We start from the raw sequence: 15,482 nt of genomic DNA, 5'->3' as shown, positions 1-15,482 counted from the left end.
TCGATGACTCGTCTTCGTGCCATCTGTACCGCGGTTGCTCTGGTTTGCGCCAGCGGCCAGGTTCTTGCCGATACCGCCAGCCACAACGCCAGTGCCGAAGCCTTCCTTACCCTGGCCCATGCTGACAAGCTGGGGACCCCGGTGTACATGCAAGTGCAGCAAATGTTCGCCCAGCGTTTCGAACAGACCAAGGCGCCTGCCGCCAAGCAGTCCGTACTGGACAGCTACCAGGCCAAGGCCAACGCCGCTCTGGACCAGGCCATCGGCTGGCCGAAGCTCAAGCCCGACATGGTCAAGCTCTACACCACCAACTTCAGCGAATCCGAGCTCAAGGACCTGGTAGCGTTCTACCAGTCGCCACTTGGCAAGAAAGTCCTGGAAAAAATGCCCCAGCTGACCCAGCAATCGGCCCAGATGACCCAGGCCAAGCTGGAAAGCGCCGTACCGGTGGTGAACAAGCTGTTGGAAGACATGACCAACGAGCTGGCGCCAAAAGCCGCCGCACCGGCCAAGAAGAAGTAAGCAGGAATGACCATGCAACAGCGTATCGAAACGGCCCTTGCCGCCCTGGTCCCGGAGCATTTGAGCGTGCTGGATGAAAGCCACATGCACAGTCGTGGGTTGCAGACCCACTTCAAGGCCGTGCTGGTCAGCCAGCAGTTCGAGGGGCTTAACCGCGTCAAGCGCCACCAGAAGGTCTACGCCACCCTGGGTAGCCTGATGAGCGAATTTCATGCGCTGGCGCTGCATACCTATACGCCCGAAGAATGGGCGACAATCGACGCAGCCCCGGCCTCGCCGACCTGCGCCGGCGGACATTGATGGGGTAACCCTGATAGAATCCGCAACGCGCCGCTTAGCCGGCGCGTTTTTTTTGCATCCGGTTCACCCCTTACGAGGGTAGCCACCTGGAGAGAACACCCATGACTCAACCGATTGTCGTGGCGGCACTGTACAAGTTCGTCACCCTCGAAGATTACGTCGCCCTGCGCGAGCCCCTGTTGCAGGCGATGGTCAATAACGGCATCAAAGGCACCTTGCTGATCGCCGAAGAAGGCATCAACGGCACCGTTTCCGGCAGCCGCGAAGGCATTGACGGCCTGATGGCCTGGCTCAAGAAAGACCCACGCATGGTCGACATCGACCACAAAGAGTCTTACTGCGACGACCAGCCGTTCTACCGCACCAAGGTCAAACTCAAGAAAGAGATCGTGACCCTGGGTGTCGAAGGCGTGGACCCGAACAAAAAGGTGGGTACTTACGTCGACCCGCAGGATTGGAACGCGCTGATCAGCGACCCGGAAGTATTGTTGATCGACACCCGTAACGACTACGAAGTGTCCATCGGCACCTTTGAAGGCGCAATCGACCCGAAAACCACCAGTTTTCGCGAATTTCCCGACTACATCAAAGCCAACTTCGACCCGGCCAAGCACAAGAAGGTCGCCATGTTCTGCACTGGCGGCATTCGCTGTGAGAAGGCGTCGAGCTACATGCTCAGCGAAGGCTTCGATGAGGTCTACCACCTCAAGGGCGGTATCCTGAAGTACCTCGAAGAGGTGCCCCAGGAAGAAACCAAATGGCAGGGCGACTGCTTTGTGTTCGACAATCGCGTGACCGTGCGCCACGACTTGAGCGAAGGCGACTACGATCAATGTCATGCCTGCCGCACACCGGTGAGCGTAGAAGACCGTGCCTCCGAGCATTATGTGGCTGGCATCAGTTGCCCCCATTGCTGGGATAAGCTGCCGGAGAAGACCCGTCGCAGTGCGATCGACCGCCAGAAGCAGATCGAACTGGCCAAGGCCCGCAACATGCCGCACCCGATTGGTTACAACTACAAGCAAACCCCTTCCGAGGCCTGAGCCATGTCTGCGCGCCTGCTCTATGTAATGGACCCGATGTGTTCCTGGTGCTGGGGCTTTGCCCCGGTGGCACAAGCGCTGGTGGAGCAGGCCCAGGCGGCCGGCGTGGACGTGCACCTGGTGGTGGGCGGCTTGCGCACCGGCAGCGGCGCGGCGCTGGAGCCGACGACCCGGCGCTACATCCTTGAACACTGGCAGGCCGTCACCGACGCCACCGGCCAGCCGTTCAAGCGAGAAGGCGCATTGCCCGACGGGTTTGTCTACGACACCGAGCCTGCGTGCCGCGCTATCGTCACCGCACGCAGCCTGGCGCCGGATTGCGCCTGGACGCTGCTGGGGCTGATCCAGCGCGCGTTCTATGTCGAAGGCCGGGACGTGACGCTCGCCCCTGTGCTGGTGGAGCTGGCCGAACAGGCCGGTATTCCACGTATCGAGTTTGCCGGCGAGTTCGACCGTGCCGATCAGCACGCGGCCACGGCGGCCGATTTCACCTGGGTGCAGGACCTGGGCATTGCCGGGTTTCCGACCCTGCTGGCCGAGCGCAACGGCCAGTTGGCTTTGCTGACCAATGGTTACCAGCCGCTGTCCGAGCTGTCGCCGTTACTCGCTCGATGGTTGGAGCGAGCTGCCTGTGTATGAACAGCCTCCACGCACCGACCGCCTGACCTGGGCGGAAATTCGCCGCCTGGCCCTGCGTCACAAAAAATCCCTGTGGGTCGCCAACGGTGTCGCCGTGCTCGCCACCCTGTGCAGCGTGCCTATCCCGCTGTTGTTGCCGTTGCTGGTCGACGAAGTGCTACTGGGCCATGGCGATGCCGCCCTCAAGGTGATGAACCACGCGTTGCCCCTGGGCTGGCAAAAAGCGGCTGGCTATATCGGCCTGATGCTCTTGGTCACCCTGGCCCTGCGTTGCGGCGCGTTGGTGTTCAACGTGGTGCAGGCGCGGCTGTTTGCGCGCTTGGCCAAGGACATCGTGTACCGCATCCGCGTGCGCCTGATCGAGCGTCTCAAGCGCATCTCCCTGGGTGAGTACGAAAGCCTGGGCAGCGGTACGGTCACCACCCACTTGGTGACCGACCTGGACACCCTGGACAAATTCGTCGGCGAAACCCTCAGCCGCTTCCTGGTGGCGATGCTGACCCTGGTCGGCACCTCGGCGATCCTGGTGTGGATGCATTGGCAACTGGCGTTGTTGATCCTGTTGTTCAACCCATTGGTGATCTACGCCACGGTGCAGTTGGGCAAGCGCGTCAAGCACCTCAAGAAGCTGGAAAACGACAGTACTTCACGCTTTACCCAGGCGCTGACCGAAACCCTCGATGCCATACAGGAAGTACGTGCTGGCAACCGCCAGGGCTTTTTCCTCGGGCGGCTGGGCCAGCGTGCCCAGGAAGTGCGTGACTACGCCATTCATTCCCAATGGAAAACCGACGCGTCGAGCCGCGCCAGTGGCTTGCTGTTCCAGTTCGGTATCGACATCTTCCGCGCCGCGGCCATGCTCACCGTGCTGTTTTCCGACCTGTCCATCGGCCAGATGCTCGCGGTGTTCAGTTACCTGTGGTTCATGATTGGCCCGGTGGAACAATTGCTGAACCTGCAATACGCCTATTACGCGGCAGGCGGCGCGCTGTCGCGCATCAACGAGCTGCTGGCGCGTGCCGATGAGCCGCAATACCCAGGCGGCGCAGACCCGTTCAGCGGGCGCGAGACGGTCGGCATCGAAGTGCGTGGCCTCGACTTCGGCTACGGCGAAGAGCTGGTACTCAACCAGTTGAACCTGGCCATCGCACCGGGTGAAAAGGTGGCAATTGTCGGCGCCAGCGGCGGCGGTAAAAGCACCCTGGTGCAACTGTTGCTGGGGCTCTACACGCCGCAGGCCGGCAGCATTCGTTTTGGCACTGCCACCCAGCAGGAGATCGGCCTGGAGACCATCCGCGAAAACGTCGCGGTGGTGCTGCAACATCCTGCGCTGTTCAACGATACCGTGCGCGCCAACCTGACCATGGGCCGCACCCGCACCGATCAAGCCTGCTGGCAGGCGCTGGAAATCGCCCAACTGGATGCTACTGTCAAGGCATTGCCCTTGGGCCTGGACAGCGTGGTCGGGCGTTCGGGCGTGCGCTTTTCCGGTGGCCAGCGGCAACGCCTGGCCATTGCCCGCATGGTGCTCGCCGAGCCTAAAGTGGTGATTCTGGACGAGGCCACCTCCGCATTGGACGCGGCGACCGAGTACAACCTGCACCAGGCACTGGCGCGGTTTCTCAGCGGGCGTACTACACTCATCATCGCCCACCGGCTGTCTGCGGTGAAGCAGGCTGACCGAGTGCTGGTGTTCGATGGCGGGCACATCGCCGAGGACGGCGACCATCAGCAGTTGATTGCCGATGGCGGGTTGTACGCCAAACTGTACGGACACTTGCAACAAGTACGTTGATTTAGCTTAGGCTGTGCTATCGGGAGCGGATTTTCGCGTGCGTATCAAGCTGTGCATGTGTAAGGGACTTCATGAAGCAAAAGCGGACTCTCGGAACGCCACGCCTGCTGGGTATTGTCTGGCCCTTTATCGCCGTCGTGTTGTTCCAGGCATTGTTAGGCTGCGTCAGTCTCTACGTGCTTTCGGCAGTGCGGGGCTATGTGGCGGGCGAAAGCCTGTGGTCCAAGGGCCAGAAGGATGCCATCTACTACCTGACCCTCTACGCCGATAACCGCAACGACGCCACCTACCTCAAATATCAGCAGGCCATTGCCGTGCCCCAGGGTGGGCATGAATTGCGCATTGCTCTGGACCGTCCCACCCCCGATACGGACGCGGCCCGCTTGGGCATTCTCAAGGGCGGTAATCATCCGGACGACGTTTCCAGCCTGATCTGGCTATACCTCAACTTCCGTCATTTCAGCTACCTGGAAAAAGCCATTGAGCTGTGGACGGTGGGCGACGGCTACCTCGTGCAGCTCGATGAGCTGGCTCAGGAGATGCACGGCGCCATTACCTCCGGCTACGTCAGCAGTGACGATGTCCATCATTGGAAGGCGCGCATCACGGCCATCAATGAAGGGGTGACGCCCGCTGCCAAGGCGTTCAGCGATGCCCTGGGCGAAGGTTCGCGGATGATCCTGCGCCTGTTGTTGATCACCAACCTGGCGACTGCCTTGGGCCTGATCGTGTTGGCGCTGCTGCGCCCCCACAAGCTGCTGGCCCAGCGTCATGCCTTTGCCGATGCGCTGCAAGCGGAGAAGGAGCGGGCGCAGATCACATTGGAGTCGATTGGCGACGGGGTGATTACCACCGACGTCGACGGGGCCATTGCCTATATGAACCCTGCAGCCGAAGCGTTGACCCACTGGCGCTCGGAGCAAGCCCAGGGCCTGCCGCTGGCGGCGCTGTTCAAGCTTTTGAATGAAAACGCCGAGCCCGACGGTTTCACACTGATTGAACACATCGTCAAAGGCCAGTTCAGCGGCGGCAGCGAGCATTCCAAGCTGATCCAGCGCCTGGACGGCAGCACCGTCTCGGTCACCCTGGTGGGCGCGCCGATCCGCAGTGCCGGCAAGGTCAGCGGTGCGGTCCTGGTGCTGCATGACATGACCCAGGAACGCCAGTACATCGCCAACCTTTCCTGGCAGGCCACCCACGACGCGTTGACTGGCCTGGCTAACCGTCGCGAGTTCGAGTTCCGCCTTGAACAGGTGCTGCAACAGGTCGCGCGCCAGCAAAGTGGGCGACATGCCTTGATGTTCCTCGACCTCGACCAGTTCAAGCTGGTCAATGACACCTGTGGCCATGCCGCGGGCGATGAACTGCTGCGCCACATCTGCGCGTTGCTGCAGTCGGACCTGCGCGAGGGCGACACCCTGGCTCGGTTGGGCGGCGACGAGTTTGGTATCCTGCTGGAGAACTGCCCGGCGCCGGTGGCGGAAAAAATCGCCGAGAGCCTGCGCCACACTGTGCAGAGCTTGCACTTCGTGTGGAAGGGTCGGCCCTTCATGACCACCGTCAGCATCGGCCTGGTGCATATCTCGCAAACCCCGACCACCCTGGAAACCTCCCTGCGTGCCGCCGACATGGCGTGCTACATGGCCAAGGAAAAGGGGCGCAACCGGGTGCAGGTCTACCATGTCGACGACTCGGAGTTGTCTCTGCGGTTTGGCGAGATGGCCTGGGTACAGCGGCTGCATATTGCGCTTGAGGAAGACCGCTTTTGCCTTTACGCCCAGGAAATTGCGCCTTTGGGCCCTACCGACGCCGGCAGTGGGCACATCGAAATTCTCCTGCGCCTGCATGACGAAGCGGGGCGGATCATTTTGCCCAACAGTTTTATTCCGGCGGCCGAACGCTACGGGTTGATGACGTCCCTGGATCGTTGGGTAGTGGAAAACGTATTCAAGATTATCGCCCGTTGCATGCATGAGCGCCCGGGCCGCCCCATGGCCATGTGTGCGATTAATCTGTCAGGCATAACCATTGGCGATGATGACTTTTTAGGTTTTTTGCGTCAGAAATTCGATACTTACAACATTCCACCGGAAATGATTTGTTTTGAAATAACTGAAACCAGCGCTATAGCCAATTTGGGCAGCGCGATTCGGTTTATTAATGAACTCAAAGCGTTAGGGTGCCATTTCTCACTCGATGATTTTTGCGCCGGAATGTCCTCATTCGCATATTTGAAACATTTACCTGTAGACTTCCTGAAGATCGATGGAAGTTTCGTAAAGGATATGCTGGACGACCCGATTAACCGCGCCATGGTCGAAGTGATCAACCACATCGGCCACGTCATGGGTAAGCGCACGATTGCCGAGTTTGTTGAAACACCCCAGATCGAACAGGCTTTACTTGAGATAGGTGTGGATTACGCTCAGGGCTACCTGATTGAACGCCCGCAATTGTTTACCTTTGATAGCTTGCAGTGCCGACCTGAGCGGCCGCAGCCACTGTTATTCAAGGCGCCCGGCACTTTCCGCTGAAACATTTGCTGGTCTGTACAATCACACTTGAAAAGGAGCCCCACAGTGATCGACACATTCAACAGAACCGGCCCGCTTATGGAAGCCTCCAGTTACCCCGCCTGGGCGCAGCAATTGATCCAGGACTGTAGCGAGAGCAAGCGTCGGGTTGTCGAGCACGAACTGTATCAGCGCATGCGTGACAACGCCCTCAGCGCCAAGACCATGCGCCACTACCTGATTGGTGGTTGGCCGGTGGTGGAACAGTTTGCCTTGTACATGGCGCAGAACCTGACCAAGACCAAGTTTGCCCGTCATCCTGGGGAGGATATGGCGCGCCGTTGGCTCATGCGCAATATCCGCGTGGAGCTCAACCATGCCGACTATTGGGTCAATTGGGCGCGGGCTCACGGCGTCAGCCTTGAAGAACTGCAAGCGCAGGAGGTGCCGCCTGAGTTGCACGCCCTGAGTCATTGGTGCTGGCACACCAGCTCGGCGGATGCGTTGATCGTCGCGATTGCCGCCACCAACTACGCGATCGAGGGGGCGACGGGGGAGTGGTCCGCCGTGGTCTGCTCTACCGGTGTGTATGCTGCCGCCTTCCCTGAGGAAGATCGCAAGCGGGCGATGAAGTGGCTGAAGATGCACGCCCAGTACGATGACGCCCACCCTTGGGAAGCCCTGGAAATCATCTGCACGCTGGCCGGGACCAACCCGAGCAAGGCCCTGCAGGAAGAGTTGCGCCAGGCGGTATGCAAGAGCTACGACTACATGCACTTGTTCCTGGAAAGCTGCATGCGTCTAGAGCATACAGAGAAAGACAAGGCGCCAGCCGTTCGCGAGCGCCCTGTGCGCATCGCCAGCGAGGCGTAGCGGTAACTGTGGCGAGGGAGCAATCTCCCTCGCCACAATTGACTTTACCCCGCCATCGCCAAGCGGTTACGACCTTCGCGCTTGGCCACATACAACGCATTGTCGGCCCGACGCAGCAGGCTTTCAGCCGACTCGGCCGCCAGCAGCGTCGAGCAGCCGAGGCTCACGGTCAGTTCTATTCGCGTGCCCTCCACCCAGTAGTCCTGGGCTTGTGCCGCCTGGCGCAGGCGCTCTCCCACCATCCTCGCGGCATCGCGACCGGTGTTGGACAGCAGGATCAAAAACTCCTCCCCGCCAAACCGGAACACCATGTCCACGTTGCGCAGCTGGCGTTTGATCGCCCCGGCCACGGCGCGCAGCACGCTGTCGCCCGCGGCATGCCCATGGGTGTCGTTGATTTTCTTGAAGTGGTCGATGTCCAGCATCAACAACGACAGCGGGTGCAAATGCCGGCGTGCCATGTCGATTTCTCTCTGCAGCGTCTGGTCCATGGCCACACGGTTGCCGGTTTCGGTCAACGGGTCACGCAGGGCGCTGCGGGTGGCGGCGCGGTAGAGCAGGGCGTTGCGCATCGGATAAAGCAAGGTCACCAGCAGGAGTTCGAGCTGGCTCAGTTCTTCTTCAAGCAACCGCTGGTTGCGACGAAAGACCAGTTCCCCCAGGTGCTCGCCTTCATGGCTCAGGGTGTAGCTGACGGAGTGATGACCCCGGTGGCCAAACTCCAGGCGCAGGTCGCTGGCGGCGTGACGGTATTGCAACGCGTCCAGCGGCACCAGGCGCTGAACCTCACGAAAGAACAGGCCCAGGATGCGCTCCGGCTCCAGGCTGGTCTGCAACTGCTGGTTCAGTTGCTGGCGAAGTTCGGCAAGGGTGGCGGGGCGACGTGGGCGTAAGGATGGCTGGCCAAATCCCAGGCGTTGCAATTTGGCACTGTCAAAGTCAATTGCGTTGGTCTGGGTGGGGGTTTTCATAAGCGGGTGGCCTCTAAGCACTGGGCTGTCTTACAGGCGGGATGAGAGTGGCGAGTGCCAAGCGTCTTACTGATCCTTCAGTTCCGTAAAACATTGGAAACAGTTTAAACCGCTTTTCTTTGGGTTATAACCCCGGGGCACTGCCGCACGTCTTGTCATCGCCGAACCTGCTTGAACAGTACTGGAGCGAGATTCATGCCAAGTGTATTTGGTTGGTAAAAATCCTTATAAATCAATTAACTAATTTTTAAGTAAGAAAAGTCTGTTAAAGCATGGCGCCAGTTATTTGGCTGATTGGGGCCGGCATTACTGCCGGCCCGGTTAACCTTACTGTTTCGGTGGGGCGAGTTGTTTGTCGCAAATAAACAACGCTTCGGTTATCCGCACACAACGTACACCATCCCTCATCACTACTAGACCAAGGTGGTACGGTCGATCTGCGCGATGGAGGTGACCCCGGTCAGGGTCATGGCCACGCGCATTTCCTTGGCGAAGATGTCCAGCAGGTTCTCTACCCCATGCTGGCCCTCGGCGGCCAGCGCATAGGCGGTGGCACGCCCTAGCAGGCACGCCTTGGCACCCAGGGCTAGCATGCGCACCACGTCGAGCCCGGAGCGAATGCCCGAGTCCACCAGCACGGTCAGGTCATCGCCTACCGCTTCGGCAATCGGCGGCAACGCCTTGGCCGTGGAGAGCACCCCGTCGAGCTGGCGGCCGCCATGGTTGGAGACCACGATGCCGTCGGCCCCGAAACTCACCGCGTCCTTGGCGTCCTGCGGGTCGAGGATGCCCTTGATGATCATCGGGCCTTTCCAGAATTCGCGGATCCATTCCAGGTCTTTCCAACTGATCGACGGGTCGAAGTTGTTGGCCAGCCAGCCAATGTAGTCCTCCAGGTGGGTGGGTTTGCCCAGATATTTGGAGATATTGCCCAAGTCGTGGGGGCGGCCCATCAAGCCCACATCGAAGGCCCATTGCGGCTTGGTCACTGCCTGCAACATGCGCCGCTGCGCCGCGTAGGGGCCGGACATACCGGAGTGAGCGTCACGGTAGCGTGCGCCCGGTGTCGGCATGTCAACGGTGAACACCAGCGTTGTCACCCCGGCGGCCTGCGCCCGCTCCAGGGCGTTGCGCATGAAGCCGCGATCCTTGAGCACATACAGCTGGAACCAGATCGACTGCGGGCTTTGCGAGGCCACTTCCTCAATCGAACACACCGACACTGTCGACAGGCAAAAAGGGATGTTTTTGTTGGCCGCCGCCTTGGCTGCTTGCACTTCACCGCGTCGCGCATACATGCCGGTCAGCCCGACGGGGCTGAGGATGACCGGCATCGCCAGTTCCGTGCCGAACAAATGGGTGCTCAGGCTCAGGTTGTCGACATTGCGCAGGATGCGTTGGCGCAGGCTGATCTCGGCCAGGTCCGAACTGTTGGCGCGCAGCGTGTGCTCGGCGTAGGCGCCGCCGTCGATGTAATCGAACAGAAAGCGCGGCAACTTGCGCTTGGCCGCAGCGCGGTAGTCGGAAGCGGACGAGATGATCATCGACGGTGTCTCCACAGGGCAAAGTGCTACACCCTAAGCAAAGTTATGCCATGATGAAAACAACTTTTATCACTGCCATCCAGTCGTTACAGGAATACTGATGAACCTACGAACACTGCGTGCGTTTGTCGAAGTGGTGCGCCAGGGTGGGTTCTCCCAGGCGGCCGAAGTGGTTGCCCTGACCCAGTCCACCGTCAGCAAAGCGGTCAAGACCCTTGAGGACGAATTAGGCATGCCGCTGCTCAATCGCCTTGGCCACAAGAACGAACTCACCGCCGCCGGCGAAATTGCCTACCGCCGCGCCTTGGTAATGCTCGCCGAACGCACCGACCTGATGGCTGAAATCAACGACCTGCGCGGTCTCAAGCGCGGCGTGCTGCGCATCGGTCTGCCGCCGGTAGGGTGCGGCGTGCTGTTCGCGGCCATGTTTGCCACTTACCGCAGCCGCTACCCGGGCATCGACATCGAACTGACCGAATACGGCAGTAAAAGGCTGCGCGAATGCCTGGAAGCGGGGGAGGTTGACCTCGCCGCCTTGCTGCTACCGGTTGATGAAGGCTTCGACTACCAACCGGTGCGCAACGAGCCATTGATCGCCGTGTTGCCCATGGGCCACCCATTGGCCCGGCGCAAGCGCATCGACTTCACCGACCTGGCCGACTCGCCGTTCATCCTGTTCGAAGCCGGCTTTGCCCTCAACGCCAAGATCCTCAGCGCCTGCGAACGTAAAGGCGTGACACCTAAAGTCACCGCTCGCAGTGGGCAAATAGACTTTATCGTCGACCTGGTCACCGCCGGGCTGGGCGTCGCCTTCCTGCCCCGGATGCTGGCGCACAAACACCAACACCCCGGCATCGCCTTGATCCCCCTGGACGAGCCCCACACCGATTGGCACATCGCCCTGGCCTGGCGCGCCAGCGCCCACCTGCCACCGGCAGCGCGGGCCTGGTTGGAACTGGCCAGGGAACCGTCGTATTCAAGCGAACAGGGGGACGATTTGCGGAAAATATCTGAGGACGCTTGACTTCTTCTTTTTAATCAGTAACATACGGCGCATTCCGCGATAGCTCAGTTGGTAGAGCAAATGACTGTTAATCATTGGGTCCCTGGTTCGAGTCCAGGTCGTGGAGCCAGATAGAGAAAAGCCTGCAGAGATGCAGGCTTTTTTTTGCTTGGGAGTTGACCCAGCAATCCAGACGCTTAGCGCGCTTCCTATGACGCCATCAATGGGCATGATCCGTATGCTTATTTGAAGGACGTGCTCACGCGCCTGTCGTCGCAGCGGGCGAGTGAGATTGAAGCGGCTGGGTCCTACGCGATTTTGATTACTACCTTACCAAAGGCGCCTCTGGCCAGATGTTCGTACGCTTCGCGTGCTTGATCGAATGGATACACGTGGTCGATTACCGGGCGAATCTTGTGCTCGTTCAAGAATTCGTTCATTCGGTCAAATGACGAGCGTGGAGCAACGGCTATGCCGCGAATCGTTGTTTGCCGGAAAATCATAGGCATCAGGTTCAAGGCGGAGGTCTGGCCTGTCAGAAAGCCGATCTGTGCAATACGTCCACCTGCCTTTGTCGCAGCAATCGATTGGTTGATGCCGTCCCCGCCCGCCACATCCAGCAGCAGATCCACTCCCTTGCCGTCAGTGAGCTTCAGAACTTCCTCTGCCCACTCAGGGGTGGTGCGATAATTCACACCCGCAACCGCGCCCAGTTTTTTTACAGCTTCCAGATTGTCATCACGGCTGGAGGTGACGATAACCTTGGCTCCCAAAGCGGTAGCAATTTGTGCTGCAAAAACAGAAACACCTCCAGAGCCCTGAACCAAAACGGTTTGGCCGGCCTCTATCTGGCCATAGTCGACGAGCGCATACCACGCCGTCAGAGCAGCAATTGGAAGGGTCGCTGCTTCCTCATCAGACATATTGTCGGGGGCACGTACTGCGCTGTCTTCATGGATGATCATGTATTGCGCCAGACCACCAGGCAATGGCGAGCCGAAACAGTAGTTGGGTTCATCTGGCCCAGGCATGCCGTCCAACCAACGGGAGTAGAGGTGTGAGTTGACCCGATCTCCGATAGCAAAGCGGCTGACACCTTCACCTACTGCCACGACAGTTCCCGCCGCATCGCTGACGGGGATCAGCGGCTTGGGCACCATGTGAGGTTCATAGATGCCGTCAACGATGGCCTTGTCCCGGAAATTGAGTGATACAGCGCCTACTTTAACCAGCAGCTCACCCGCTCGGGGCACGGGGGTTTCCGTTTCGCCCTGCACGAGATTATCCAAGCCGAAATCTTTTAGAAGCCACGCTTTCATTTTCTGTCTCCAACAATTTTGAATGTGCAGGGGAGCAAAGCTCCTCCTTTACGCTGAGGACATTGTTAAGGTTTCGCGGCCCTAGATAAATGTGCAGAAACGAACAGGATTGTTATCCTGATCAGCAATAATCATCCCGTTAACACGCTTCCCGAGAAGAGACTTATGGAGCTTCTACAGTCGATGCAAGTATTCGCCAAGCTAGCGGAGTTGGGGAGCTTCACCAAAGTCGCTGAGGCAATGCAGGCCGGGCGACCGCACGTCACACGCACCATTCAGGATCTGGAAGCCTCGCTGGGTGTCCGTCTGTTCCAGCGCACTACGCGTAAAGTAAAACTGACTGCTGAGGGAGAGCGGTTTTACGAACGCGTCAAAGAGATTTTAGCAACCATCGCAGAAACCACTTCCATGTTCGACCGTAGTGGATCGACGTTGCGAGGGCGGCTTCGAATTGACATCCCTACTGCATTTTCCCAGCACAGCTTCATGGAAAGCCTTAGGAGGTTTACCGAGGCATTTCCCGAAATCGAGCTTGTGCTAGGCGTGACCGACCGTACGGTAGATCTCGTAGCCGAGGGCATCGACTGTGTATTGCGAATGTGTGAACTTCCGGATTCAAGCATGGTGGCTAGAGAAATTGGCACCGCCACCATGGTGACCTGTGCGTCTGCAGGTTATCTCCAAGCCTGCGGTGCACCCATAACCCTACAAGATCTAGTAGACCACCAATGTGTCAGCTTCCTTTCCGGTCAAAATAACAGACCGCTGCCTTGGCACTTCTCGGTAGACGGCGAAGATCGTCCACATACGCCTCGGCGTGGAATCACCGTGAATGAGTCGAATGCCTACGTTCAATGCGGTGTTGCAGGCTTCGGCATTGTTCAAGCGCCTGGAATCGCCGTTGAGACATTCCTCGCAAGCGGAGAACTGATCGAAGTGCTCAAGGCATTTCGTCCAAAGCCTCGCCTGGTTTCCGTGCTTTATCCAAGCAGAACGCATCTTGCGCCTCAGGTCGAGGCATTTGTGGATTGGCTGAAGGAACATTTTCCGGTGCTACACCCCAACTGGTTCACAGCGCACTAACCATTGTTTTGTAGTGGGGCTAGTCGTAACTGGCCAATGTTGATTTTGTCCGAGTCTGGCCCCCTAGCTTCCTGAGGGCGGCAGGGCGTCAGTTCTCCATAGGCGTAGGAACACCCATTCACCTGGTGCTAGCGAATGTGGCCGCGGGAATATCAACGGCCTTTAATAATTCACTATTATGAGAACTATGATCAGTGCATAGGTGTAGACGCTAACTCAAAACCACCATTGATAACGAACTGAACGCCCATACAAACCAGTAGAAAACCAACGACTCGGGAAATTGCATCGATTCCTGACTCACCAAGCACTTTCATGATTCGCCCCGAACATCGTAAAGCTATCCAGAAAATAAGCGCAGTAATAATGAATACGGTTGCGGCTGCAAGGTGAATGACGAGTGGCAGGGTCTGGTAGGTCGACTGCAGGGTAGAGGCGGAGCTGATAAGCAACGCTATCGTGCCGGGGCCTGCTGCACCAGGAAGAGCTAAAGGTACAAATGACAGATCGCGGAAATGTGGGGTTGATTTCTCTTTCTCTGAAAGGAAATCTTTCTGAACCTCTGTTTCGTCAGGTGTCGTTGCTGGAAAAAGCATGGCGAAACCGATGTAGGTAACGATCAGGCCTCCGGCTATTCTCAAGCCGGGGACAGATATTCCGAATACCTGCATTACCAGGCTGCCTCCGTAGAAGCTGACAAACATAATCAGAGCTACATATAAGCTTGCCTTCAGGATTTGCCGGTTACGCTCTACTGTAGGCAGCTTTCCTCCAAGGCCTAGTAAAAGGGAGATGCTAGTTAGAGGATTGGCCATAGGAAGCAGGGCCAATAGTCCGACAAGAACATGATGAAAGTAATTGCCCATAGTGTTTTTACTCGGTTATGCAACGAATAGGAGGCTATAAGATTATTAAGGTCGTACGTCATCTGCCCTAACGAACCGATATCAAGTCAGGACTCAATCGGGAAAGTATTTTTTTGCCTCTTCCGTGGTATAGCGCAGAAAGATCTGCACCGCCTGCGGAATCAAGCGTCGTGACAGTAGAAAAGCATAAAGCGACATGTTCTGGAGGGTATAGCCAGGTAAAATACGTACCAGTTTTCCGCTCTCAACGGCCTCATTGGCGCTGGGCAAATTGAACTGCGCGATGCCAAGTCCGCGCAGAGTAAGATCCATGCGCGCATCGTTCGGTGTGGCAAGCAGGATGGCTTGCACCGGCATCAGGTGTTTATGTCCTTGGGGGTCGATGAGCTCCCACTCGGGTTCTCCCTGACGCCCAAGGCAGGGCCATTGCAGGAGATCGTCCGGTACACGGGGAGGTTTCCTGCCGGCCAGTAACAGGGGAGAAGCGAATAACCCTTGTGGCATTGAACAGATTGGCCGAGCAACCAGCGACTTGTTAATCACTTCGGCGCGGCGATGACTGAAGTAGACATCCACTGGCTCTTCAATGGGGTTTGGCACGCGTGTGCTGGCCTCCACTTCAAAATGAATTTCGTGCTGTTCTTCCAGCATTCGAGCGATAGCCGGGTTGATAAACCAGTGCACAACCTCGGGCGATCCGACGACCCGGATACGTCCTCTAATTTTTCCATCATCCGACTTGATCGCGCTTTCAACCTCCTGAAGGCCTTCGAACAAGGGCGCGATTTCGCTATAGAGCCGCTCGCCCGGGTCCGTCAATCGCATAGAGGGCATCCGATTGAACAAGCGCAGACCCAGGTGCTCCTCCAGCCGGGTCACGGCGCGACTGATGCTTGAAGTGTTCTGCCCAAGCCGTTCAGCCGCACGGCTGAAGTTCAATGTTTGCGCGGCAACGAGGAAGGTGTGGTATTCGCTCCACATGGCGTTGCTTTTATGCAATGTATAGTTGCT

The 15,482-nt window shown here is 58.3% G+C and carries 14 protein-coding genes, 1 tRNA gene and 1 pseudogene; 11 read left to right on the top strand and 5 right to left on the bottom strand.

The genetic code is table 11. The annotated features are described in order from the left end of the window. The first annotated feature begins 3 nt into the window (after positions 1 to 3). The 7 genes from AC4PS6_RS11830 (at position 4) to AC4PS6_RS11800 (ending at position 7,685) form a co-directional block, all read left to right on the top strand. A complete protein-coding gene (locus AC4PS6_RS11830) occupies positions 4 to 522 on the top strand; it encodes a DUF2059 domain-containing protein (protein WP_014719258.1) in 519 nt (172 codons plus the stop codon). 6 nt (positions 523 to 528) lie between these two features. Then, positions 529 to 822: a BolA family protein gene (locus AC4PS6_RS11825; protein ID WP_020302252.1), complete on the top strand. Its 294-nt coding sequence runs from the start codon at positions 529 to 531 to the stop codon at positions 820 to 822. Between the two features lie 101 nt (positions 823 to 923). After that, on the top strand, positions 924 to 1,865 hold the full coding sequence (trhO, locus tag AC4PS6_RS11820; RefSeq protein WP_336827308.1) for an oxygen-dependent tRNA uridine(34) hydroxylase TrhO: 942 nt from the start codon (positions 924 to 926) through the stop codon (positions 1,863 to 1,865). Positions 1,866 to 1,868: 3 nt separating this feature from the next. After that, positions 1,869 to 2,504 carry a DsbA family protein gene (locus AC4PS6_RS11815; protein WP_014719255.1) on the top strand — a complete coding sequence of 212 codons (636 nt, stop codon included), beginning with the start codon at positions 1,869 to 1,871 and terminating at the stop codon, positions 2,502 to 2,504. Next, positions 2,497 to 4,299, top strand: coding sequence for an ABC transporter ATP-binding protein (locus AC4PS6_RS11810; protein ID WP_019817586.1), 1,803 nt, complete (start codon positions 2,497 to 2,499; stop codon positions 4,297 to 4,299). The genes AC4PS6_RS11815 and AC4PS6_RS11810 overlap by 8 nt, the downstream gene beginning before the upstream one ends. Before the next feature lie 71 nt (positions 4,300 to 4,370). Continuing rightward, positions 4,371 to 6,833 (top strand): EAL domain-containing protein, encoded by a 2,463-nt coding sequence (locus AC4PS6_RS11805; protein WP_492180838.1) that lies wholly within the window; start codon positions 4,371 to 4,373, stop codon positions 6,831 to 6,833. Positions 6,834 to 6,911: 78 nt separating this feature from the next. Continuing rightward, a complete protein-coding gene (locus AC4PS6_RS11800; RefSeq protein WP_178122936.1) occupies positions 6,912 to 7,685 on the top strand; it encodes an iron-containing redox enzyme family protein in 774 nt (257 codons plus the stop codon). A gap of 44 nt (positions 7,686 to 7,729) precedes the next feature. On the opposite strand, the gene AC4PS6_RS11795 is transcribed toward AC4PS6_RS11800, so the two are convergent. Together AC4PS6_RS11795 and lldD are read right to left on the bottom strand one after the other, a co-directional pair. Beyond that, positions 7,730 to 8,656 (bottom strand): GGDEF domain-containing protein, encoded by a 927-nt coding sequence (locus tag AC4PS6_RS11795; protein ID WP_014719251.1) that lies wholly within the window; start codon positions 8,654 to 8,656, stop codon positions 7,730 to 7,732. Between the two features lie 413 nt (positions 8,657 to 9,069). Next, positions 9,070 to 10,200, bottom strand: coding sequence for an FMN-dependent L-lactate dehydrogenase LldD (lldD, locus tag AC4PS6_RS11790; protein WP_014719250.1), 1,131 nt, complete (start codon positions 10,198 to 10,200; stop codon positions 9,070 to 9,072). 100 nt (positions 10,201 to 10,300) lie between these two features. Between lldD and AC4PS6_RS11785 the strand changes: the two genes are divergently transcribed. The 3 genes and pseudogenes from AC4PS6_RS11785 to AC4PS6_RS11775 all read left to right on the top strand — a co-directional run. Then, positions 10,301 to 11,224, top strand: a complete 924-nt coding sequence (locus tag AC4PS6_RS11785) for a LysR family transcriptional regulator (protein WP_032903731.1) — start codon at positions 10,301 to 10,303, stop codon at positions 11,222 to 11,224. A 33-nt stretch (positions 11,225 to 11,257) separates the two neighbouring features. Continuing rightward, positions 11,258 to 11,333: transfer RNA gene (locus AC4PS6_RS11780), tRNA-Asn, on the top strand. A gap of 89 nt (positions 11,334 to 11,422) precedes the next feature. After that, positions 11,423 to 11,581: pseudogene (locus AC4PS6_RS11775) on the top strand (transposase domain-containing protein); the annotation flags it as partial. Here AC4PS6_RS11775 and AC4PS6_RS11770 read toward each other — a convergent pair. Beyond that, on the bottom strand, positions 11,512 to 12,522 hold the full coding sequence (locus tag AC4PS6_RS11770; RefSeq protein ID WP_014719248.1) for a zinc-dependent alcohol dehydrogenase family protein: 1,011 nt from the start codon (positions 12,520 to 12,522) through the stop codon (positions 11,512 to 11,514). The pseudogene AC4PS6_RS11775 and the gene AC4PS6_RS11770 overlap by 70 nt on opposite strands. 183 nt (positions 12,523 to 12,705) lie before the next feature. Between AC4PS6_RS11770 and AC4PS6_RS11765 the strand changes: the two genes are divergently transcribed. Continuing rightward, on the top strand, positions 12,706 to 13,605 hold the full coding sequence (locus AC4PS6_RS11765; RefSeq protein WP_492180836.1) for a LysR family transcriptional regulator: 900 nt from the start codon (positions 12,706 to 12,708) through the stop codon (positions 13,603 to 13,605). Positions 13,606 to 13,796: 191 nt separating this feature from the next. Here AC4PS6_RS11765 and AC4PS6_RS11760 read toward each other — a convergent pair whose 3' ends face one another. Together AC4PS6_RS11760 and AC4PS6_RS11755 are read right to left on the bottom strand one after the other, a co-directional pair. Then, a complete protein-coding gene (locus AC4PS6_RS11760) occupies positions 13,797 to 14,471 on the bottom strand; it encodes a MarC family NAAT transporter (protein ID WP_019817582.1) in 675 nt (224 codons plus the stop codon). A 93-nt stretch (positions 14,472 to 14,564) separates the two neighbouring features. Further along, entirely contained in the window at positions 14,565 to 15,470 is a 906-nt protein-coding gene (locus AC4PS6_RS11755) for a LysR family transcriptional regulator (RefSeq protein ID WP_014719245.1), read from the bottom strand. Between the last annotated feature and the right edge of the window lie 12 nt (positions 15,471 to 15,482).

The organism is Pseudomonas sp. DW-iso17, assembly GCF_058725345.1.
The sequence above is the reverse complement of the archived record's forward strand: the minus strand, read 5'-3'. Positions and strand labels throughout refer to the sequence as shown.